General features: G+C 58.6%; 18 protein-coding genes. 13 read left to right on the top strand and 5 right to left on the bottom strand.

What is annotated here, in order from left to right:
- Positions 1-187: 187 nt before the first annotated feature.
- Both RBB82_RS09620 and RBB82_RS09615 read left to right on the top strand, forming a co-directional pair.
- Positions 188-3,604 (top strand): TonB-dependent receptor, encoded by a 3,417-nt coding sequence (locus RBB82_RS09620; protein WP_433974909.1) that lies wholly within the window; start codon positions 188-190, stop codon positions 3,602-3,604.
- Between the two features lie 74 nt (positions 3,605-3,678).
- On the top strand, positions 3,679-4,659 hold the full coding sequence (locus RBB82_RS09615; protein ID WP_433974908.1) for a VTT domain-containing protein: 981 nt from the start codon (positions 3,679-3,681) through the stop codon (positions 4,657-4,659).
- A 3-nt stretch (positions 4,660-4,662) separates the two neighbouring features.
- Here the strand turns inward: RBB82_RS09615 and RBB82_RS09610 are convergent, their stop codons facing one another.
- Positions 4,663-5,844: a mechanosensitive ion channel family protein gene (locus RBB82_RS09610; RefSeq protein WP_433974907.1), complete on the bottom strand. Its 1,182-nt coding sequence runs from the start codon at positions 5,842-5,844 to the stop codon at positions 4,663-4,665.
- Positions 5,845-5,928: 84 nt separating this feature from the next.
- Positions 5,929-6,711 carry an alpha/beta hydrolase gene (locus RBB82_RS09605; protein WP_433974906.1) on the bottom strand — a complete coding sequence of 261 codons (783 nt, stop codon included), beginning with the start codon at positions 6,709-6,711 and terminating at the stop codon, positions 5,929-5,931.
- 347 nt (positions 6,712-7,058) lie between these two features.
- On the opposite strand from RBB82_RS09605, the gene RBB82_RS09600 reads away from it, so the two are divergent.
- From RBB82_RS09600 to msrA, 3 genes are all read left to right on the top strand, one after another.
- Positions 7,059-8,492 (top strand): hypothetical protein, encoded by a 1,434-nt coding sequence (locus RBB82_RS09600; RefSeq protein ID WP_433974905.1) that lies wholly within the window; start codon positions 7,059-7,061, stop codon positions 8,490-8,492.
- A gap of 86 nt (positions 8,493-8,578) precedes the next feature.
- Positions 8,579-10,573, top strand: coding sequence for a tRNA uridine-5-carboxymethylaminomethyl(34) synthesis enzyme MnmG (mnmG, locus tag RBB82_RS09595; protein WP_433974904.1), 1,995 nt, complete (start codon positions 8,579-8,581; stop codon positions 10,571-10,573).
- Between the two features lie 223 nt (positions 10,574-10,796).
- Entirely contained in the window at positions 10,797-11,420 is a 624-nt protein-coding gene (gene msrA / locus RBB82_RS09590) for a peptide-methionine (S)-S-oxide reductase MsrA (protein WP_433974903.1), read from the top strand.
- A gap of 11 nt (positions 11,421-11,431) precedes the next feature.
- Here the strand turns inward: msrA and RBB82_RS09585 are convergent, their stop codons facing one another.
- Positions 11,432-11,731: a DUF5076 domain-containing protein gene (locus RBB82_RS09585; protein WP_433974902.1), complete on the bottom strand. Its 300-nt coding sequence runs from the start codon at positions 11,729-11,731 to the stop codon at positions 11,432-11,434.
- Between the two features lie 212 nt (positions 11,732-11,943).
- Between RBB82_RS09585 and dnaB the strand changes: the two genes are divergently transcribed.
- The 3 genes from dnaB (at position 11,944) to RBB82_RS09570 (ending at position 14,718) form a co-directional block, all read left to right on the top strand.
- A complete protein-coding gene (dnaB, locus tag RBB82_RS09580) occupies positions 11,944-13,320 on the top strand; it encodes a replicative DNA helicase (protein WP_433974901.1) in 1,377 nt (458 codons plus the stop codon).
- Positions 13,321-13,424: 104 nt separating this feature from the next.
- Positions 13,425-13,805, top strand: coding sequence for a VOC family protein (locus tag RBB82_RS09575; protein ID WP_433974900.1), 381 nt, complete (start codon positions 13,425-13,427; stop codon positions 13,803-13,805).
- Between the two features lie 223 nt (positions 13,806-14,028).
- Positions 14,029-14,718 (top strand): helix-turn-helix transcriptional regulator, encoded by a 690-nt coding sequence (locus RBB82_RS09570; RefSeq protein WP_433974899.1) that lies wholly within the window; start codon positions 14,029-14,031, stop codon positions 14,716-14,718.
- A 36-nt stretch (positions 14,719-14,754) separates the two neighbouring features.
- Here RBB82_RS09570 and RBB82_RS09565 read toward each other — a convergent pair whose 3' ends face one another.
- Positions 14,755-16,104, bottom strand: coding sequence for an SGNH/GDSL hydrolase family protein (locus RBB82_RS09565; RefSeq protein ID WP_433974898.1), 1,350 nt, complete (start codon positions 16,102-16,104; stop codon positions 14,755-14,757).
- Positions 16,105-16,284: 180 nt separating this feature from the next.
- On the opposite strand from RBB82_RS09565, the gene alr reads away from it, so the two are divergent.
- Together alr and RBB82_RS09555 are read left to right on the top strand one after the other, a co-directional pair.
- Positions 16,285-17,544: an alanine racemase gene (gene alr / locus RBB82_RS09560; protein ID WP_433974897.1), complete on the top strand. Its 1,260-nt coding sequence runs from the start codon at positions 16,285-16,287 to the stop codon at positions 17,542-17,544.
- Between the two features lie 67 nt (positions 17,545-17,611).
- Entirely contained in the window at positions 17,612-18,166 is a 555-nt protein-coding gene (locus RBB82_RS09555; RefSeq protein WP_433974896.1) for a DinB family protein, read from the top strand.
- Between the two features lie 31 nt (positions 18,167-18,197).
- Here the strand turns inward: RBB82_RS09555 and RBB82_RS09550 are convergent, their stop codons facing one another.
- Complete coding sequence (locus RBB82_RS09550) at positions 18,198-18,806, bottom strand: TetR/AcrR family transcriptional regulator C-terminal domain-containing protein (protein ID WP_433974895.1); 609 nt, start codon at positions 18,804-18,806, stop codon at positions 18,198-18,200.
- 32 nt (positions 18,807-18,838) lie between these two features.
- Between RBB82_RS09550 and RBB82_RS09545 the strand changes: the two genes are divergently transcribed.
- From RBB82_RS09545 to RBB82_RS09535, 3 genes are all read left to right on the top strand, one after another.
- Positions 18,839-20,140, top strand: coding sequence for an FAD-dependent monooxygenase (locus RBB82_RS09545; RefSeq protein WP_433974894.1), 1,302 nt, complete (start codon positions 18,839-18,841; stop codon positions 20,138-20,140).
- 190 nt (positions 20,141-20,330) lie between these two features.
- Positions 20,331-20,543, top strand: a complete 213-nt coding sequence (locus RBB82_RS09540; protein WP_433974893.1) for a hypothetical protein — start codon at positions 20,331-20,333, stop codon at positions 20,541-20,543.
- Complete coding sequence (locus RBB82_RS09535; protein WP_433974892.1) at positions 20,543-21,625, top strand: Gfo/Idh/MocA family oxidoreductase; 1,083 nt, start codon at positions 20,543-20,545, stop codon at positions 21,623-21,625. The genes RBB82_RS09540 and RBB82_RS09535 overlap by 1 nt, the downstream gene beginning before the upstream one ends.
- Positions 21,626-21,732 lie beyond the last annotated feature (107 nt).

Here is a 21,732-nt window from a genome sequence, read left to right as displayed (position 1 = left end):
ATTTAAACGGAAAATCGCTTCTTAATTTGACGGTCTACAGCTAATCTCATAGTGTCTTCCTGTCTCCGGCACGATGCCGTTGGCCTCAATTTCGATGCTATGCCCGGATCATCAAGGGCAGGCAAGCGTACCTGTTTCGATCTTCCCGTGGTCGCGGTGTAGACCGGTACAAATCCGCGGAGAGTGCATGTTGTTTTGTATGGAACGCGCGAGGTTTGGCGCGCGCGTAGGAAAGATTCTCTGGGCCTGCTTGTTGTGGTGCTGTGCCGCTGCAATCGTTGGAGTGCGCGCTCAGGGACAGACGTCGGTGGATGGCGCGGTCAGCGGTTTCGTTATCGACGCAGGCGGTGCCGCACTGGTGGGAGCGGTGGTACAGGTCCAAAACCTGGCGACGGGCCTGACAACCAACGCTGTGACTGAAGCGAGGGGCGAGTTCGTCGTGGCACACCTGCCCGCCGGTGAGTACAGGGTGTTTGTGGATTATGAGAGGTTCGCGAACCTGACCCTCGACCCTGTGGTGGTCGAGGTTGGCGGTATGACGTCGGTGGAGGCTCGGTTGAAGATCGGCGGTGTGGCTAGTTCCGTAAGCGTTACGGCGACGCCCACCACCCCCGCCACGGTCAGCGTCGACGAGGTGGCCTCTACCGCTACGGCAAGTGTGATCGCGCAGGACGAGATTGACCTCATACCCGTCAACGGCCGCCGATGGCAGACGTTTGCCCTCCTGACACCAACGGCGAATGCCAATCCTGAAGGCGACGGCTTATTAACCTTTCGCGGCGTGGCCTCAACGCAAAACAGCAGCCGCATCGACGGCGGCGACGATGACCAGAGCTACGGGGCAGTGCCGCGCGGAACGGGTGCAGAGAACGCATCTGAGATTGAAGATGCAGCGGAGACCGGATCATACGGCCGTGTTAGCACCGGAAGCGTGGACGGCGGTGGCGGATACGGACGACATGCCGGGGCAGCCTACACGTTTTCGCAAGAGGCGGTGCGGGAGTTCCGCGTGAGCGGCCAAAACTACTCGGCGCTTTATGGACACGCGGCGGGGGGAATTATCACCACGGTCTCCAAGAGTGGAACGAACACAATACACGGAACGGGCTTCTATCTGGTGCGGTCGAGCGTGCTCGGTGCAACGAATCCTTTTTCGACCGCAACGAACTACGTTGACGGCGTGAATACGAGCGAAGCGGTAAAGCCGCATGACCTGCGTCAACAGTTTGGGGGCAGCGCAGGCGGTGCGGCCATAAAAGACAAGCTCTTCTACTTCTACGCCTACGATCAACAATGGCGATCATTTCCCGCAGTCTCCACTCCAGCCGACCCAAACTTCTATGCGTTAACACCGACGCAGACAGCTCTACTCGGCAATCGTGGCGTCACCGCAACGAAGGTGAATGCGGCACTCAACTACTTGGAGAGCCTGACTGGAACCGTGCCCAGGCGACAGGATCAGACAATCAACTTTGGCAAGATAGACTGGCAAGCAGCGGAGCATCATCGCGTAAGTGTGCAGTACGATCGTGCCCGTTCAAGCTCGCCATCGGGCGTGCGGACAGCACCCGTAGTGGATCTCGGCACCGCGAGTATGGGCAGTAGCTACGTCAGGGTCGATTCATTGCTCGGAAGATGGATGTGGCAAGCGTCGCCAAAGCTGAGTCATGAGTTACGCATCCAGTATGGTCGCGATCTTCAGTTTGAGCAGGCTCCCCCGCCGCTTCCGCAGGAGCCTGCTGTCTCTGTCGGTGGATTTGCACCGGAGATTGCGATCGGGCCGGATGGATTCACATTCGGCACATCGACCTCTCTGGGCCGAACCGCGTATCCAGACGAGGACAAGATTCAATTGGCGGACCTCTTGACGTGGGTCCACGGTCGCCATCAACTTCAGTTGGGGGCCGATCTCAGTCTGGTTCATGACAATATCGTGGGCCTCAGCAATATACAGGGAGCCTTTCACTACGACAGCGGGACGACGTCTGGCCATGCAGGTGGCCTGGTCGATTGGATCACCGACTACACCTTTAATGTGAACGCCTATCCGAACGGTGGCTGTCCGTCGATCACCGCTGCGGTGCACGTCTTTTGTTTCCGTTCGTTCACGCAGAGCTTCGGCCAGCAGGCCGTAACATTCAACACCCAGGAGTGGGCAGGATTCCTGCAGGACGACTGGAGGGTGAGGCAGGGGCTCACTGTGAATGTAGGGCTGCGTTACGAGTATGAACTTTCGCCGCTGCCACAGCAGCCAAATTTAGCACTGGACCACGCGTTTGGCCAGACAGGTGCGACAAGCTCGTTTCCCGAGGACAGAAACAACTTCGGACCGCGTGCCGGTGTGTCATGGGAGCCATTCGGGTCGGGGAAGGGTGTCGTCCGCATCGGATACGGATTGTTCTACGGTAGATTGCCGGGAGCCACGATACGAAGTGCGTTGGTGAACACAGCCTTGCCCTCTTCTTCAACCAGCGTTTTGATCTTACCTACTACAGTTACAAATTGCCCACAGGTTGCAAATCAGGGGTTCGGCTATGCGTGTGCGTATGTAACCACTCCACCTGCGGCAGTGGCAAAGACGACCTCTGCGATGGTGTTCGACCGCAGATTCCGGATCCCCGCAGTTCAGCAGGGCAGTTTCACCCTCGAACGTGAGATAGCAGGAGGCACAGTCGCCAGCGCAACCTATCTGCTGAACCTCGACCGTCAGCTGCCAAACTCCGTCGACATCAACATCGCCCCATCTACAGCAAACAAACTGTTTCAACTTCAGGGAGGCACCGGTGCGGTAGGGGTTCGCAACGGAGAGACCTTCGTGGTCCCTTTTTACGACCAGCGAATCAATTCAAACTTCGGCCCAGTGACGGATATCGTCTCCAATGCGAATGCGACCTACAACGCACTGACTCTGGAGGCGCGCCGTCGCAGCCGTGGTGGACTCGAGTTTCGAGCAAGCTGGACTTGGGCCAAGGCAATCGACTTCGGCCAGAACGGTGCGACCCCGCGAACCAACGCACAGTTCGATCCGTTCAATGTGCGGTATGACAAAGGCTTGTCCGCGCTGAACTTTCCCCACAAGGTCGTGGTCAGCGCGGTATGGGCACCGGCATTTTCGATTGAGCAGCACTGGCTTCGGACAGCAGCCAACGGGTGGTCCGTCGCTCCTGTCTTTACCGAGAACAGCGGCAAGCCCTACAGCCTGGATATCTTCGGCGGCACGAGGTTGGCAGGTGGTCACGAGACCATCAATGGTTCAGGCGGTGCGGTCTATCTACCGACGATAGGAAGAAATACCCTGCGCCTCCCGGATACAGGGCGCGTCGATCTTCGCCTCGCCAGGGCGGTGTGGGCGTCGGAGCGCGTAAAGCTGCGAGGCGTCGTGGAGGCCTTCAACCTGACCAATCGCGTGAACTACTCCGCAATCATGCAGCGCGCATATCTTGCAGGAACGGAGGCCGATGAAGTTACGCCGCTCGTATTTCAAAACGCCGCGACAGTCGCAGTCGAGGGATTGAACGTACAGCCCTTCGGAACCTTCACGGCGGCATCGACCGGGCAGTCGCCGGAGCGGCAGGTCCAACTGGGGCTCAGAGTGGAGTTCTAAGGTTGTATTTGATTGTCCGGGAGCGTGGCGTACCCTCCATCGTACCGCTGACGTAGCGACGGAAGAAGGGACAAATGGGCCTGATCGATGTCATAGCGCATCATGGATACGCCATGACCGCTGTGGTGATGTTTCTTGCTGCGATAGGCCTGCCGTTGCCGATGTCGATCGCGCTGCTGGCTGCGGGCGCGGCATCGAAGCATGGGCTCCAACTGGCGGTTGTTCTGCCGGTAGCCTGGTCTGCAGCGGTAGCTGGCGATACGCTGCTCTACTTCGGCGGACGATATACCGGTTGGTGGCTCCTCTCCGGAATGTGCCGCATGTCGATCAACCCGGAGCAGTGCATATTTTCTTCTGCAGGATATTTCTATCGCCGTGGTCAGAAGACGCTGTTATTCGCAAAATTTATTCCGGGGCTCGGGGCCATGGCCGCTCCGCTCGCCGGAACGCTGAACATGCGAGTCTTGCGTTTTCTGCGGCTCGATGCGCTCGGGGTCTTGATCTACTGCTCTTCGTGGCTGCTCACAGGATATGTCTTCAGTAGATTCATCCGGGAGATTGCTGGCTGGATCACACAGGCAAGCCATGCGGTACTGTTTCTTGTCCTGTTGCTTGGCTTCGGATACGTTCTGGCCTTGATCATCTTCACAACGCGTGCGCAACGCCACAAAGAGGTCGATCGAATCTCGGCAGACAGCCTCTACGAGCGCATGCAATCGATGACGCTCGACAGGCTTGTGATCATCGCCGACGTCCGAAGTCACGGCTACTACGATCCCGGCATGCAACGAATCAAAAATTCGATCCGCGTCGAGCCGAATCGCCTGAAGGAAGAGTTGATCGCACTGCGAGAGTTCATGGTACCGGAGTGCGAAGTCTATCTCTACTGCAGTTGTCTTCGCGATACGACGAGCGTGCGCGTGGCCCATATGTTGAAGAAGGAGAACTGCAGCACACACGTGATCACTGGCGGAATGAAGGCGTGGATCAAAGCAGGCGGTGATGTCGAAATGGTTCCCGCAACCGACATACAGCACCTCCCCTCGTTCGACTAAGACTTAGCGCGGCGAGCTGAAGTCCATCGCGGCAGGATGTTGTGTGCGATTTTGATCTCCAGTCGAGCTGGACTCAGACCGAGAAGCAAAGCGCGTAGTCGGAAACGCGTCAGGATAATTCTGCTGAATCCAGGCCGTCATCTTCTCGCGCACGAGGCAGCGCAAATCAAAGTTGTCGCTCGAGTTGCGAGAGCTCATGAGACACCGTAGCTCCATGGAGCGGTCCGTGAGGTTGGTGACCTGCAGGCCACAAGTCTGCTTATTCCAAAGCGGCGACGGATGAACAATCGCTTCGAGTTGCGTGCGCAGCTCTTCGACCGGGATCGAGTAGTCAACATAGAGAAATGCCGTTCCCATAATGTCGGAGGCCTCGCGAGTCCAGTTCTGGAATGAGTTTTCGATGAAGTAACTCAACGGAACAATAAGGCGCCGCAGATCCCAGATCTTAACGACGACATACGCCGAATTGATCTCCTCGATTCGTCCCCACTCGCCTTGAATCACGACGACGTCGTCGATGCGAATCGGTTCGGTAAGGGCAATCTGTAGGCCGGCGAAGAAGTTCGCCGCAGTGGATTTTGCAGCAGTAGCAATAATCAGTGACGCTATACCCGCCGATGCGAGTAGACCAGAGCCGTAATGCCAGATTCGCGGATCATTAAAAGTCCAAAGTAGAGCGCCGATGTCGATGACAACTACGAAACCGATAAGCAGCCGGCGAAAGAGTTGGAACTGCGTGTGGACGCGGCGAGCCTGAATGTTGTTTTCTGCGTTCAGGTCATACCGCCGCAGCATAACGGCCTGCAGCGCATAGATGCACCCTACCGCAAACCAGCCGAGTGCAATCACCATCGCCATGATGAATCCCTGGCGAACGGTGTCTTCGATCTTCTCAGGCAGTCCAGGGATAGCCGGAAGCACAAGGAGCAGGCAAGTGAGGAAGAAGATGGCCCGCGCAGGCTTACCGAGATAACGCTGCAGTCCCCAGCCAAAAGTTTTGTTCTCCTCCTCTTTGCGGCGCAGCACGCGAAACAAGATGTAGTGCACTACATTTGCGAGGACAATCGCCGAGCAGAACAAAAAAATCGCGAAAAACCACCCGTGGCGGAAGTGAAAGAACCCGAGCGACATCTCCCCCTCACGTGATGCAACGAGTGTAGCCAGACTGTGCGTAAGTCGATTCAAGGTAGGCCCGTCTCCTGCGCCGATCAGGTAAACAACGCTGAGAGCAGTTTAATACGACTCGTCACCGCTTTTGTGTCTCGCGTGTTACTTGTGTTGCAGATAGTCGAGGCCGTCGAGCACAGCCTTTTCAAGAGCGATTCGTTCGTCGGAATACGAATGGTCGGTCGACAGATGGATCGCCGTGACCTCGTCATTCCCCGCTTTATGGAGTGCCTCAACGAAGGCATCGTTTGAAGGAGCGAGCCCGTCGTCCGACGTGATGACAAGCATGGGGCGGCTAGCGAGCTTCGGGGCAAGCGCAACGACGTTCCAGCCCGCTGCATTCGCCAGGACCTCATTAGCCAGACTCTCCGGCGTGCAACCGGCAAGGGGTGCCATTCCCTCCGCAGCCAGGTGCCCAGCCAGACTGGCAACAGCCGTCTTCTCTTCGCCAGGCTTCAGCAACTGCATACGATCCACGCCCATGTCGGCCGCAGAAATCAATCCGACGGCTTTGATCGCCGGGTCCTGCGCGCCGACGTACCGCGCCATAAAACCACCCATGCTGTGGCCGATCAGCACAATATAGCCGGGGTCCGACCGCAGCTTCTTCGCATTGGCCGGATCACGTAGATACGCAATCGCAGCCCGCGTATCTTCAATCGAGTGCGTAAACGAGAAGTTTCCAGGCGACCCCCACGAGCCTCGGTAATCGAAGTAGACGACATCCCAACCTGCGCGACGAATCGTCTGTGCGAGATCAAGATTCTTCTCGTTCCCGGGAAAGCCATGAAGCAGAAGCACGACGCGGTGCGGCCCTGCGCCCGGAGCAATGTAAGCAAGCGCATTCAACATAGCGCCGTGGCTAGGAATTTGAAAGGCCTCCATGGCAGCTGGATTAGCTTTATCTGCGGCAGGGTCCGTCGTTATGGCAGATTGCTGAGCAGGTGCGCCCAAAGCGCAAAACGACGTGCTGATCAAAACCACTGAAAAGAAAAAACATCGAGGCGTCATGTGGTGATTGTAAAGAGGGTTACGGACGATTTACCCACAAAAAGCACGAAGATTCCAACGATTGTTATCGGAATACCGTGAGCCTTTCGAGGCTAGTTGGTACGATAACGGCAAAAGAGTGAATTTCAGGTGCCGCTGGGCCTGGTCTTCCGAGGTTATTTTTCGCTTCGACTTATCAGTCATGCGCGAGCGGCCTCTGAAAGGCGCTTCTGAGATATCTATTGCATCGGATAGGTTGTGTTGTTCTCGGCCTGACGCCCGTCACCATCTTCAGCCCCGCCGCCACGGCGGACATCGGAGTGGTGCTCGCTGATCCCACTGGTATTGGGGCTTCACAGTTCACACACGCGGGACACTCCCTTGTCTATCTATCTGGAGTCTGCGCAGAGTCCCCAATACGCGCACGCCTCTGCGAACCAGGCGAACAAGGATCGGTCGTTACGACCTATCCCAACTTCCGCGAGAAGCAGGCGTATGCATGGAATCTGATCCCTCTCAGTCTGTACTTGCAGGGATCCCTCACCCCTGGCGATCGCCTTCTCTACGCATCACAACCCGTCAAAGAAGCCTTGGAGATCCATGCTCGCGAAGGCTACCTTCGAGAGGTGTGTGCTGAGGGACACTGTCCAGAACTCGCTCACAGCTTTTGGCGGGACATCGTGGGCGTGACAGCGGTTCGCGACGTCTTCATCTTTGCTGTTCAAACGACGCGCGTACAAGATCAGGCTGCAGTCGACTGGTTGAACAGTGAACCAAATGTGAACCACTACAACGGAATCACCAATAACTGCGCGGTCTTCACGCGCTCACTCATCAATCTGATCTTTCCACACTCAGTGCATCGCGACTTTCCTAACGATCTCGGCATGATGGCCCCGAAAGCTGCTGCTCGCTCGTTCACACGCTGGGCGCTAAAACGTCCAGAGCTGGGTTTCTACAGCTCACACTACGCTCAACAACCAGGAGATCTGCCTCGCAGCGGACTCGCACAGAGCGGTACCGAAACAGCGTTTCATATGAAGAAATACCTCATCGCCGCCGCCTTGATCGGCGATCACGAGGTAGCAGGATCGTTCTTCGTCGCCTATTTCTTAACTGGCCGCTTCGGCTTGTACAAAGAGTTTTCGCACCATCCATCACCTTCGGTTATCGAACTGGAGACGGAAGCGAAGGCCGCGAAAGAAGATCAAGACGAGACACACGCGACATCTTTGCAACACGAAGCCGAAGCAGATCGCGCGGAGATAGTAGGACAGCCGCAGGACTGGGCCGACTACCGCGAACGCTTCGCGACGCTGCAAAATTCAGACGAAGCGAAAGAGCTCTCTTTAGGCCGCAAGCGCCTCTTCCAGAAGCGATTCGACTCGGCCACCGCTACGATCGACGCCGACGGGAATCCATGGCTCATCATCGAGACCGACGGCATAACGCGGCAAGTTGGAGTCAGCAGTCAAAACATCTTGGCCGCAGAGTCTGACCCTGCGCTAACCTTCCAGCTCATGCTCGGCCGGATTGGATTCGTCCTTCGGGCAAAGAATCACATGCGCGAGACGATGGTGGAGTTTCGACAGGACTGGGCGCTTCTCGAACGAACGCGCCTTCGCCTCCTCGCAACTCGCGAGCAGCAGGCAACAATAACAGCTGCTCTCCGGTAAAAGCCTTTGTGTGATCGCCAACTCAAGCAACGCCAGCTAAAATCATAGAAGGGGCGATATCGAATCCCCACTTATTGACAGTTGAGATGGCGTTTACAGAACAATACGACGTAGTTGTAGTGGGTGCCGGCCACGCAGGCTGCGAGGCTGCGATGGCCTCTGCACGCATGGGCCTGCGCACAGCCATCTTCACCTTGAACCTCGATCTGATCGCGCAGATGAGCTGCAATCCAGCGATTGGCGGCGTTGCCAAGGGACATCTTGTCCGCGAGATCGACGCGCTTGGCGGCGTAATGGGCGAGGTTGCCGACGCAACAGGCATTCAGTTCCGTCTCCTCAACACATCGCGTGGTCCGGCGGTGTGGTCGCCCCGCGCGCAGTGCGACAAAGCACTCTATCGCGTAAAGATGCGCGAGGTACTCGAAGGCCAGAAGAACCTCTTCATCAAGCAGGCTGAGGTGATCGACCTCATCGTCGAAGAGGGCGACCCGGAGCATCAGCAGATTGGCGCGAGCCGAGTAGTTCGCGGTCTGAAGCTCCGCGACGGACGAATCATCCACGCCGCCGCGACCATCGTGACGACAGGCACATTTCTCAACGGCCTGATCCATTGCGGCGAGCAGCAATACACCGCAGGCCGCAGCGGTGAGCCAGCCAGCGTCTTGCTGGGCGAAAGCCTGAAGCGCCTCGGTCTCCGCGAATGCCGCTTGAAGACCGGCACGCCACCGCGCCTCGATGGCCGCACCATCGACTGGAGCCAGTTTCAAGTGCAGCCCGGCGACGAAGACCCAACGCCATTCAGCTTCCGCACAAAAAGTATTCCGCTGCGCCAGATCAACTGCCACATCGCACACACGACGCCTGAGACCCTTCGTCTGATTCGCGAAAACGTGCATCGTTCGCCAATGTACACAGGCCAGATCGAAGCCATCGGGCCGCGCTACTGCCCATCCATCGAAGACAAGATCGTCCGCTTCCCCGAGAAGACGCGGCACCAGTTCTTCCTCGAGCCCGAGGGTCTCAACACGCACGAGGTCTACATCAACGGCATGAGCACCAGTCTTCCAATGGAGATTCAAGCCGCAATGGTGCACTCCATACCGGGCCTTGAGAAGGCGGAGATGCTGCGTCCCGGCTATGCCATCGAATACGACGCAATCGATCCCACCGAGCTCGACCGCACGCTTCGCGTCAAATCATTCGCGGGCCTCTATCTCGCCGGGCAGATCAACGGAACCAGCGGCTACGAAGAGGCCGCGTGCCAGGGCCTGATGGCAGGCATCAACGCAGCACTCGCGGTACGCAACGAGGAAGCCTTCACGCTCGATCGCACCGAAGCCTACACCGGCATCCTCATAGACGATCTCATCAGCAAGGGCACCAACGAGCCTTATCGCATGTTCACCTCGCGAGCGGAGTTTCGCTTGCACCTTAGAATCGACAACGCCGACACTCGACTCACTCAGCATGGCCGGCGTCTCGGGCTGATCGACGATACCGCATGGGCTGACTACGAGGCGAAACAGGCCCGCGCTGCTGCATTCGAAGCGCTGTTGGGAACGGCCCGCGTGCGTGCAGAAGATCTGCCGGTCACGCTCCTTGAAAAACTCGATGGCGACTCTGCAGGAGTCAGCGGACAGACATTTGCGCAGCTCTTGAAGCGGCCAGAGGTCCCAGTCGAGGAGATCGCCCCGGTACTTCGCGACCGTCTCGCAACTGCCGACACGGTGCTTGCAGGTTGGGTCGCCGCGATGGATGCGGCTGCAGCAAGTGATGCCTCAAAGCTTCCCGCGTGGGTACGTAACGAGATGAAGACGGTCGAAACGGAGATTAAGTACTCCGGGTATCTCGATCAGCAGCGCCGCTCGATGGAAAAGATGCGCAAGGCCGAGAAGAGACCCATTCCAACATGGTTTGACTACACGACCGTGAGCGGCCTCTCCACCGAGATGAAGGAGGTCCTCGCGCGCGTCCGACCTCTAACGCTTGGCCAGGCCAGTCGAATCGCTGGAGTTACACCCGCGGCGGTCAGCCTGATCCACGTCTACATCGAGATCCAGGGACGAGCACGAGTAGCCTGATACAACAGCTAGTCGTACAAACTCCGATAGAACCATCAAAATCAACACACGGCGAGCTGCGGATGCAGTCCAATCCAACGAAATGTAACCGTTATCCTCTTCTAGCGTCCAATCTTATGTGAAAGTGGAGAACAAGGTGGTAGCTGCAATGAAGAGCGCGTTGATAGTCTTGGGTGTCTTATTGATTGCCGTGACGCTGTTTATCGGTGGTAGGAGGATGATTATGGGAACCGTGATGGGTGCAGAGAGAAAAGAGCCGATTCCGGCTCCCGCGCTGGACGAGCCGAACGCCTCTGCCAAACATGAGACGGCGGTCTTTGCAGGTGGATGCTTCTGGGGCGTGCAGACCGTATTTCAGCGCGTAAAGGGCGTCACTGCCACCACCGCTGGCTACTCAGGCGGCAGCGCCGAGACAGCAACATACGATCAAGTCTCCTCCGAATCGACCGGACACGCAGAGTCGGTCAAGATCGTCTTCGACCCAGCAAAAGTCAGCTACGGGACGTTGCTGCGCATCTTCTTTTCAGTAGTCCACGACCCCACGCAGCTCAACCGCCAGGGCCCTGACGTCGGAACCTCCTACCGCTCAGTGATCTTCTTCACCTCGCCGGAGCAGGAAAAGATCGCGAAAGCCTACATCGCTCAACTGGATGCAGCACACACATTCCCGAAGCCGATCGTCACGCAGGTCGTGCCGCTCAAGGCGTTCTACAACGGCGAAGACTACCACCAGGACTACGCCGAAAAAAACCCGAACAATCCATACATTCAGATCTGCGACGTTCCGAAAACCGCCGCTCTCATGCAGCAGTTTCCAGATCTCTTCCAGGACTACAAGCACAAATAAAAAGCCACCAGCTACTGCGTGACCTCTCCTTCAGGTTCATCGGTGGGGTTGACAATCTCGGCCTCGAAGCCTTCAAGCAAGCGATTCAGGAAGGCTTCGGGGTCTGTGTCTTTGTTCTGCAACTGATGAGCCAGCACGATATGCCGCGCCAGGTCAGCCAGAACGATCCCCCACGCAAACGGATCCTCCCAGGCCCCACTGCGAATGCTCACATGCTGCCCCTGGTCGGCGATCCAGACCCGAAGCACCTCGAAGGAGGCCTTGTCGCGCTGCGCGGCCTCTGGAATAGTCAAAACTTTCTCAGCACCCATCTTGATTCCCCGCTCGTCTGAAAATTTATCCCTAACGTATTACTGGCTTTAGCCTACAACGCCGACACCCTGTGGGTGTGTTTGTCTACGTAAGTGTTTAGACTCCGGAGTAGACTCATATTTACTGGATTTAAAAGATTTACTGGATATACACAGCCGTCCACAGGATGCACAGCTGTCTGCCCAGCAGCGGTCCGATACCTTAGAACCTCATGGCAACGTACCCCCACATCGTCGGCGAGCAGGAGCGGCCAGCCTCAGTCCACGCTGAGATGACCATCCTCGGCGCCATGCTCGTCGAGCCCGTCGCAATCATCGACGCGACCATGCTCCTCAAAACCGACGACTTCGCGCTCGACTCCCATCGCAAGATCTACGATGTCATGCTCCACCTCGTCGAGGTCGGCCACGCCGTCGACATCGTCACCGTCACCGACGCTCTAGGCAAAAGAAAAGAGCTCGACTCCGTCGGCGGCCTCCCTTACCTCGCCTCCCTCAGCGAAGGCCTCCCCCGCAAACTCAGCATCGAGAGCTACGTCCGCATCGTCCGCGACAAGAGCCTCATGCGCCAGCTCCTCACCGTCTGCGACATGGGCATGGTCGAGGCCTCCGACCAGAGCCGCGAAGCCCTCGACGTCCTCAATCAAGTCACCACGCGCCTCACCGAGATCTCCGAGCACGCAGTCACCGGCGGCTTCTCCGACATCACCGCCATCGTCAAAGACTCCTTCGGCTCCATCGACGCCCTCTACGAGCAGGGCCGCGAAGTCACCGGCCTCGCCACCCACTACATCGAGTTCGACCGCATGACCAGCGGCCTCCAAGAGTCGGAACTCACCATCATCGCCGCCCGCCCCTCCATGGGCAAGACCGCCTGGGCCATCAACATCGCTGAAAACGCAGCCGTTCGCGGCGGCAAAGTCGTAGCCGTCTTCTCGCTCGAAATGTCGAAGGCCAGCCTCCTTCGCCGCATGCTCGCATCCCAGGCCCTTGTAAACTCCAAGGCCATCCAGACCGGCATGCTCATGCGCGAAGACCGCGCCAAGCTCATCAACGGCCTCGAGCGCCTCATGGAGTCGAAGATGTTTATCGACGACACCCCCGGCATCACCCTCGCCGAGATGCGCGCCAAGGCCCGCCGTCTCAAGCAGCAGCATGGTGCCCTCGACCTCATCGTCATCGACTACCTCCAGCTCATGACCGGCTCCGCTGGCGCTCAAAAAGGCTTCGAAAACCGCACCCAGGAGGTCTCCGCGATCTCCCGCGGCCTCAAAGCCCTCGCCAAAGAGATGAAAGTTCCCGTAGTTGCGCTTTCGCAGCTCTCCCGTGCCAGCGAGCAGCGCGGCGGCGACAAAAAGCCACTCCTCAGCGATCTTCGCGAATCAGGTTCCATCGAGCAGGACGCCGACGTCGTCTGCTTCATCCACCGCGAGGAGTACTACGACCGCGAGAACGAGGACCTCAAGGGCAAAGCCGAGATCATCATCGCCAAGCAGCGCAACGGCCCCACCGGCAGCATCCAGCTCGCCTATCTCGCCGACTACACCCGCTTCGAAAACCTCCAGCACGGCGACCCCACCGGCTACTAGTCAGATCCTCAAGCCTCCAAAATCGACAAACTCTACTGACACAATGCTGTCAGTAGGGTGTCGATATTCTGCCTCTGTAAACGTCATTAAGATCAGGAGGCACTATGAAACAGCAACCAAAAGCCGGAGCCGTTTGGTTTGAGATTCCATGCGCCGATCTCGATCGCGCCGCGCAATTCTACGAAACCATCCTGGGCCGTTCCATGAAGAAAAACGTCCATCCTCATAAAAATATGTGCATCTTTCCCTCTGAGCCCGGTGGCGTAACTGGCGCACTCGTCAAGCGCGCATTTCAAAAGCCCGGCCGCGCCGGCACCATCGTTTACCTCAGTTGCGACGGAGAGCTCGACGCCGTCATCTCCCGCGTCAGCAGCGCAGGTGGTCTCATCCTCATGCCGCGTACCGATATCCCCGGTGGCTACGGCTCGTTCGCATGCCTCAAAGACTCGGAGGGCAACCACGTCGGCCTGCACAGCGCGACCTGATCTCTTAGAACCTGTCAAAATCTCTTAGAACCTGTCAAAATCCGTCATCTCGACCGAAGCCGTGCAGTTTTATCGCACGGCGGAGTGGAGAGACCCCCGTATTTCGCCTTTGCCTCTGCTTGAGTCCCAACAATTTCTAAATATGTTCTTTCAGCAGTCCGCGAATCCGCAAGATCCACCAGTAAGCCCGAACGGATTTAAAATTGTCCATTAGGATGAGTGCATGCGACGGGCCGACCGACTCTTCCGTATCGTCCGTATCCTACGCGGCGGCCGTCTTCAAACCGCGCGCATGCTCGCCGAAAAACTACAGGTCTCCGATCGCACCATCTACCGCGACGTTCGCGATCTCCAGACCTCAGGCATGCCCATCGAAGGCGAGGCAGGCGTAGGTTACACCCTCCGCCGCGACCTCGATCTCCCACCACTTATGTTCACCCGCGACGAACTTACGGCCCTGGTCCTCGGCGCTCGCCTCGTGCAGGCCTGGGGCGGAGCCACCAGCATGGCCGCCGCAGGTCAAGCCCTCCAGCGCATCGAAGCAGTCCTCCCCCCCGAGCTGCGCGAACGTCTCGACTCCATCCTCATGTACGCCCCCGGCTACAAGATGACGCAGCCCCTCCGAGAGCTCCTCGACCTCCTCCACGAAGCCTGCATCGATCGCCGCGCCCTCGCCTTCGGTTACACCCGCGAAGACGGCCAGTCCAGTCAGCGCGAAGCACGCCCGCTGGCCCTCTACTTCTGGACCGGTGTATGGACCCTGGCCACATGGTGCGAGATGCGAAAAGACTTCCGTGTCTTTCGCATCGACCGCATGGAGAAGGTTCAGGTACTAGACCGTCAATTCGTGCAAAAAAAGGGCCAGCGGCTCGAAGACTTCGTTCGCGAAGCCACAAAAGACTTCACCCCATAACGCGCAACGCGAAAAGCCGCACCTATCGCAGCTCTTCTACCTCTTCCCCAACATAAAAGCATCGATAGCCTTCCCAGCATTCGCCGGAATGATCCTCGGCCGAGCCGAGGCAGCAGCCCCTATTGGCATAATGTTCGGCGGCCAATACGGATCGGTAGCTGCAATCGGACCAAGCGCAACATCAGCAATCTTCGTCTTGATCGAAGCATTCATCGTATCGATAAATGTATCCGCAATCACCGCGTAGCCCGTATTGGTCGGATGTATCCCATCCAGCGCAAAGAACCCACCGAGGAAGCTCGCATTGCCGGTATAGCCGTTGATCGTGAGCCCAGTCGTAAAGAGCTGATTGAACAGCGCATTGATATCCACGAGCGTAGCGCCCGCCGCCTTGGCCTGCGCAGCAATCACCTGGTTGAACGCCGTCACCTGCGCCTGCACCGTCACCACCTCTGCGGCCGAAAGCACTCCAGAGTCGCTGATCGGCCCCTTCTGCTGCCCCGCCAGAATCAAGGGAATCTCAGCCGTCCCCGTCGGGTTCACATAGTCCCCCGGCACAATCCCCAGTATCTGGCTCAGCACAGCAGTCGGCACACCTGTCTCCTCCGAAACCAGCCCAAGCACCTCAGCCGCAGGCGTCAGATAAGGCACCTTCGTCACATCAGGAATATTCGCGATGATCAGGTTCGCCGGAGTCAACGTCGTCAACTGCGTTATCAGCGCCTGGTACTGCGACGTGAAGTTCGTCACCGAAGTCATGCTGCTCGGCATTCCCGTCTCATCCGCAATCAGCGCATCGTTGTTGCCGATCCAAAGAAAGATCGTCGTAGGCTGCGCCTTCACAGCAAACGTCGACTGGCTGTAAGCCTGCCCGTAACCCAACCCCGGAAACCCCAGCACAAGCTGATTGATCTGCTGCTGCCCTGCCGCCGGATTCGACAGAGGAACTGTATTCATCACATCGTTCAACAGCGCTCCCGGCACCGCGAGGTCCGTCGGCTGCGTCGCAAAGTTGTCACGTCCGCTCGTCGTTCCCGGCGCACTCGTAATCACCGGCGGCGGCCCCACCGACTCCAGCTCCAACACATTCGGCGCGCCTGGGTAAGCAATCAGCGGTTGAACAATACCGAACCCCGCCTGCGCCGCCAGCACCGGAGCCCATCCATGCACCTGCTGCGTATCCAGCAGCGACCCGCTCTGAAATCCCGCCGTCAGAGAATCTCCAAGAAAAATCGTGTTGGAGAAGTTCCCCGCGTTCTTCGCCTGCAGCGTCTTGTTAGCCTGCGCCTGTTCGGTGGGAGTGGCACTGGACGCATTACACCCAATAAGCGATAGGCCCACAGCGGCGGTAAGGCTGGAAAACAGTAGTACTGAACGAGTATTCATTTTCATGGCGACGGACGAACCCCTTGGAAACGTCGCGACCCCGGTGGGACTCGCGGCGTGTGTACTTTCTTCGGACGTGGCTTTGTATCACACTCAGGGTGCGTTGGGGAATCAGGAGTATCGCAGTCGCTATCTACCCTGATCCCTCGCCAGCCCGCTTGCGAAGATAGGATAGTGGTTGTGAAGAGTTGGGTGGAGATCTCAGAAAAGCGCCTCACCGCAAACTACCAGCTGCTGAAAAACGCAGCAGGCGGCGACACCGCAGTCCTCGCCGTGGTCAAGGCCAACGCCTACGGTCATGGAGCCGCCGTCTGTGCTCCCGTCCTCACCCGCGCCGGAGCCCCGTGGCTCGGCGTCACCGATGCCGCAGAAGGCGCATGCGTCCGCAAGGCCCTCACAGCCGCAGGCATCGATCCCAAAAAGCAGCCTCAAATCCTCGTCATGTCAGGCCCCCTGCCCGAAGACGCCGACAAACTCCTCAGCCATCGGCTAACCCCGGTCGTCTGGCAGCAGGAGCAGTTCGTATGGCTCTCCGCCGCAGTCACAAAACATAACTCGGCACCGCTCCCAATTCACCTCGAAATCGACACCGGCATGGCACGCCAGGGTGTCGCCCCAGGCGAAGATCTATCTGCCGTTCTGCAGTGGTTGAAAAACCACACAACCCTGCAACTCGATGGCGTCTTCACCCACTTTGCCTCCTCCGAAGTCGCCGCGTCCCCTCAAACCCTGCTTCAGCGCAAACGCTTCGAACAAGCCATCGCCCAAATCGCATCGTCCGGCCTCCGCCCGACATGGGTTCACGCGGGCAACTCCTCCACCGTCGACAATCAAGGCACCGAAGAGAACCTTCCGTGGCTGCGCACTCTCGCATCCACCATCGGAGCACGCTCCATGGTGCGCCCCGGCATCGCACTCTACGGATACTGCCTGCCCATCGAATCCACCAACGCCTCAACTCCGCCGCAACCCGAGATCGAAGCCAGCCTGCAACCCGTCATGACGTGGAAGACCCGCATCATTGGCCTCCGCGACATCCATCCCGGAGACTCCGTCGGCTACAACGGAATCTTCGCAGCAGACAAGCCCATGCGCCTGGCCCTCCTCCCCATCGGCTACGCAGACGGCCTCCGCCGCGAGCTCTCCGCATCGAACACCCGTCCCGGCGGCTGGGCCATGATCCACGGCAAGCCAGCCCCATTCGTAGGCCGCGTCTCCATGAACCTGACGATAGTAGACGTAAGCGAAATCGCCGCCGTAAGCGAAGCCGCAGCCGTAAGCGAAATCACAGCCGTGAGCGAAATAGAAGACCTCGCGCTGGGAGATGAAGTCGTCATCCTCGGCGACGGCATCACAGCCAACGATCACGCCCACCTCGCAAACACCATCGCCTACGAGATCGTCTGCGGAGTCCGCGCATCGTCGCAGCTGTCTGCTTAGCTCACACAAATTTCCCAGCCGAGCGTCAGCCTTGAGTCCAGAGGCAACACCCATGCATCATCAGTGCATGGCAACCACGACAGAACTCCGCATCGACGAAGCCGCCGCACTCCTCTCCCGCACCCCTTCAACGCTCAACGCCCTCCTGCGCGGCCTGCCCGACACATGGGCACGCGGCAACGAAGGAAAAGATACCTGGAGTCCCTTCGACATCGTGGGTCACCTCATCTGCGGCGAGCGCACCGACTGGATGCCGCGCATCCGCACCATCCTCGACCACGGCGAATCGCAGCCATTCCATCCCTTCGACCGCTTCGCTCAAGCGAAAGAAACCCAGAACAAAACCCTCGAGCAGCTCCTCGACGACTTCGCCCACCTCCGCGCACAAAACCTCGCCGCACTCAAAGCCCTGAACCTGCAACCGAAAGATTTAGAGCGCCGCGGCACGCATCCAGCCTTTGGCTCCGTGACGCTGTCGCAACTCCTCGCGACATGGGCCACCCACGATCTCACCCATCTCCATCAACTCTCCCGCGTCATGGCCCACCAGTATCACGACGCCGTCGGTCCATGGAGCGCCTACCTCGGCGTGCTCCACTGCAACGGCCACAGCGCTCCATAAACAACAGAGCAAAGCAACACAGCAGCCACGACTACGACAACTCCGCCTCCAAAAGCACCTTCAGCCCCTTCTTGAAGCGGTCCTTCTGAGCAGGAATCCGGCCCTTCCCAAACACCTCAGCAAGCCGGGGAAAGTCCCCCGTCGCCATCTGCGTCTTAGCAAACTCAACATCAATCGCGCCATCGGCCGAAGCCTCTCGCAGCGCATGACCAAAGACAAAATCATCCACCGTCGCCAGCAGCGCAAGCTTCTGTTGAGCCGTCATTGACGTGCCCGCAAGCGCCTCCAGACACTGCTCCATATGCCGCATCGCATTAAGGCCCGGAGGAGCCGACAACATCGACACCAGCGCCCACGGATGTCGCAGAAACAGATCATGCGTTCGTGTCGCAATCTCCGTCAGCGCACGCCGCCAGTCCTTCGGAATCGACGGCAACAAAGCCTCGCCCATCAAAGCGTCATCCATCACCGCGATCAGATCGTCCTTCGTCTTCACGTAGTAGTAGAGGCTCATCGTCCCAACGCCCAACTCCTGCGCCACGCGCCGCATCGACACACTCGTAAACCCCTCCGTATCGGCGATAGCAAGCGCCGCTGCGGCAATCGATTCACGACTCAGCTTTATATTTTTGGTTGACATTCGTACGTTGTACGATTATATCTTTTCGTACCATGTACGAAAAATCAATCCTGATCATCGGCGCCGGCCCTACAGGACTCACCCTGGCAATCGACCTCGCCCGGCGTGGAGTAAACTTCCGTTTACTCGAAGCCGCAGACACCCCCTTTCAGGGCTCGCGCGGCAAGGGCATCCAGCCCCGCACACTCGAAGTCTTCGAAGATCTCGGCGTCATCGATCAGATCCTCGCTGCCGGCGCACCTTACCCAAAGTTTCGCATCCACCTCGGCCCACTCTCGATGCGCGCAGGTTCGCTAGGCTCCTCCAAACCATCCACAGAACGCATTCCCTACCCAAACCTATGGATGGTGCGCCAATCACGCACCGAAGAAATCCTAAGAGAGCGCCTCCACCAACTAGGCCACGAGGTTGAGTTCAGCACGGCGCTCGCAAATCTCGAACAGAGCGATCACAGCGTCCACGCAACGCTATCGAACGGAGAAACCGTGCACGCAGAATACCTAATCGGCTGCGACGGCGGTCACAGCGCAGTGCGCAAAAGCCTGGGCCTGAAGCTCGAAGGCGAAGCCATCGACGAAGAGCCCTCCGTCGTCGCCGACGTCGAAATTAAAAATCTCGATCGCCGCGACTGGCACATCTGGCCCTCCCTCAAAGGCGCCGCAATCGGCCTCTGCCCTCTGCCGAACACACAATTCTTTCAACTCATGGCAAAAGCCGCGTCCATCGGTGACAACATCGAACAAGCAGTCTTCAAAGTCACCGGGCACCGCATCGAACGCATCGCCTGGCGATCCATCTATCAACACTCCGTCCGCATGGTCAATCGCTACCGGGTCGGCCGCGTCTTCCTCGCAGGAGACGCAGCGCACGTCCATCCACCATCAGGCGGACAAGGCCTCAACACCGGCGTACAAGATGCCTACAACCTCGGCTGGAAGCTTGCGCACGTCGTCAATGGTGGCCCAGCATCGCTCCTCGACACCTACGAATCCGAGCGTCTCCCCATCGCCGCCGCGGTCCTCGGCTTAACTAAGCATCTGCATCAAACCCGGTCCATCAAGCGCGGCGACGCAACCAACCAGCTCGCCCTCCACTACCGCACCAGCGCACTCTCATCTGGTCACACACTAGGCGATCTATCACCAGGAGACCGCATGCCCGATCGCCGCATCGGCAACAGCAGGCTCTTCGAACTTATGCGCGGCCCACAAGCAACCGAGCTCCAACTCCCAGACGGAACAAAAATCCTGATTCGCCCCGACGGCTACATCGCATCCATCAGCCAAAAAGAATCAACCGACTACGCAGGCATGCCAATTCAACAAATCCGCTGACGTTAAACTCCGACAGACGCGCTCCGTCGACTGGTCGCGCTAACATTTGGCCAGTCCGTAAACTCTCCGGCATCAAAGTCAGCACTTCGGACAAACGCCTCAAGATAACGTCTGGTTCGAAGCAGCCCATTTGCGCCCACACCATCCCGGCCATTAACATCAGGCTAAGAGAAACGAGAGGAACTACTTCATGGAATCCATCCCCGCAGCGCGTCGCACCGAAGACATCGCGCTCGATCTGCTCAAGTTCGTCGCATCCCAGGCCAATGTAGGCAGCAAATCCGCTGGCTCCACTGGCTTTGGCCTCCCCACCTCACCCAAGAGCGACGATCAGGTCACACACCTGCTCGAGCTTTACGCCCGCTGCCGCGAGGCCGTCGAGGCGCCGGCCGAAAAGAAGTAGTGCCGGCTTCACAACCACTGCGCGTCGCAGTCATCGGAGCGGGAGCCTTCGGGCGCAACCATCTCCGTGTCTTCCATCAGCTTCAGCACGAAGGGCAGGCGGTCGAACTCGTCGCTGTAGTCGACCGCGCCCCTGCTGCCCTCCCTGAGGCATCCGCGAAGTTCGGCATCCCCGGCTTCGAGACCATCGAAGCCTGTCTGGCCGCAGTCGGTCCCCTCAACGCTGCGTCGGTCTGCGTCCCAACGATTCATCACGCCTCCGCAGCGGCGCCGCTTCTGGCCGCAGGCGTAGACCTGCTGATCGAAAAGCCTTTCGCAGCAAGCCTCGAAGATGCCGACAACATCCTCGAACTGGCCAGCAAGCACGGTCGCATCGTGCAAGTCGGCCACCTCGAGCGCTTCAACCCCGCCGTCACCGCCGCCCGCCAGCACCTCCACAAACCCATGTTCTTCGAGGCCCACCGCCTCAGCATCTTCACCCCGCGCTCGCTCGATGTAGACGTCGTACTCGACCTCATGATTCACGACCTCGACATCGTACTCAGCCTGGTCGCGTCGCCTGTCCGCGAGGTGCGAGCGGTGGGTCTCCCCGTACTCTCCAACAAAGTCGACATCGCCAACGTTCGCGTCGAGTTCGAAAACGGCTGCATCGCCAACTTCACCGCCAGCCGCATCAGCACAGAGCGCGTCCGCAAACTGCGTTTCTTCCAGCCCCACCAGTACCTCTCCCTCGACTTCGCCCGTCAGGACCTGCTGATGATCGACGTCACTGCAGCCGCAGGCATGGACCCCCGCCAACTTGCTCAAATAGTCGAGAAAGCCCAGGCAGCAGAGGCAGCCCGGCAGGTCGAGATAGGCGAGAAAACCGAGCCAGTCGCACAGCACCCCACTGCAGGACTCTCCCTCAAAAAAATATCCGTCGAACCCGGCGAGCCCCTCCGCCTGGAGATCGAGTCGTTCCTGCAGTCCGTCCGCACCCGCACCCCACCGCTCGTCTCAGGCGAGGCCGGCCGAGCCGCCCTCTCCCTGGCCCTCGAAATCAACACAGCAATCGCCGCCCACGCCAAACGCGCCGGCCTTTAGCACCCGCCCCTGTCCCTAAGCGGAGACAACGTCAAGGGTAGAGAGTGTCATCCTGAGCGAAGCGAAGGACCCCGTATTTGCTTTTGTCGTTGTCGTTGCTTTTGTCG

Origin of the sequence: Tunturiibacter lichenicola (assembly GCF_051013355.1) — a bacterium.
In the GTDB taxonomy this organism is placed as follows: Bacteria; Acidobacteriota; Terriglobia; order Terriglobales; family Acidobacteriaceae; genus Edaphobacter; species Edaphobacter lichenicola_F.
Note: the sequence above shows the minus strand (reverse complement) of the source record. Positions and strands in the feature narration are given on the sequence as shown.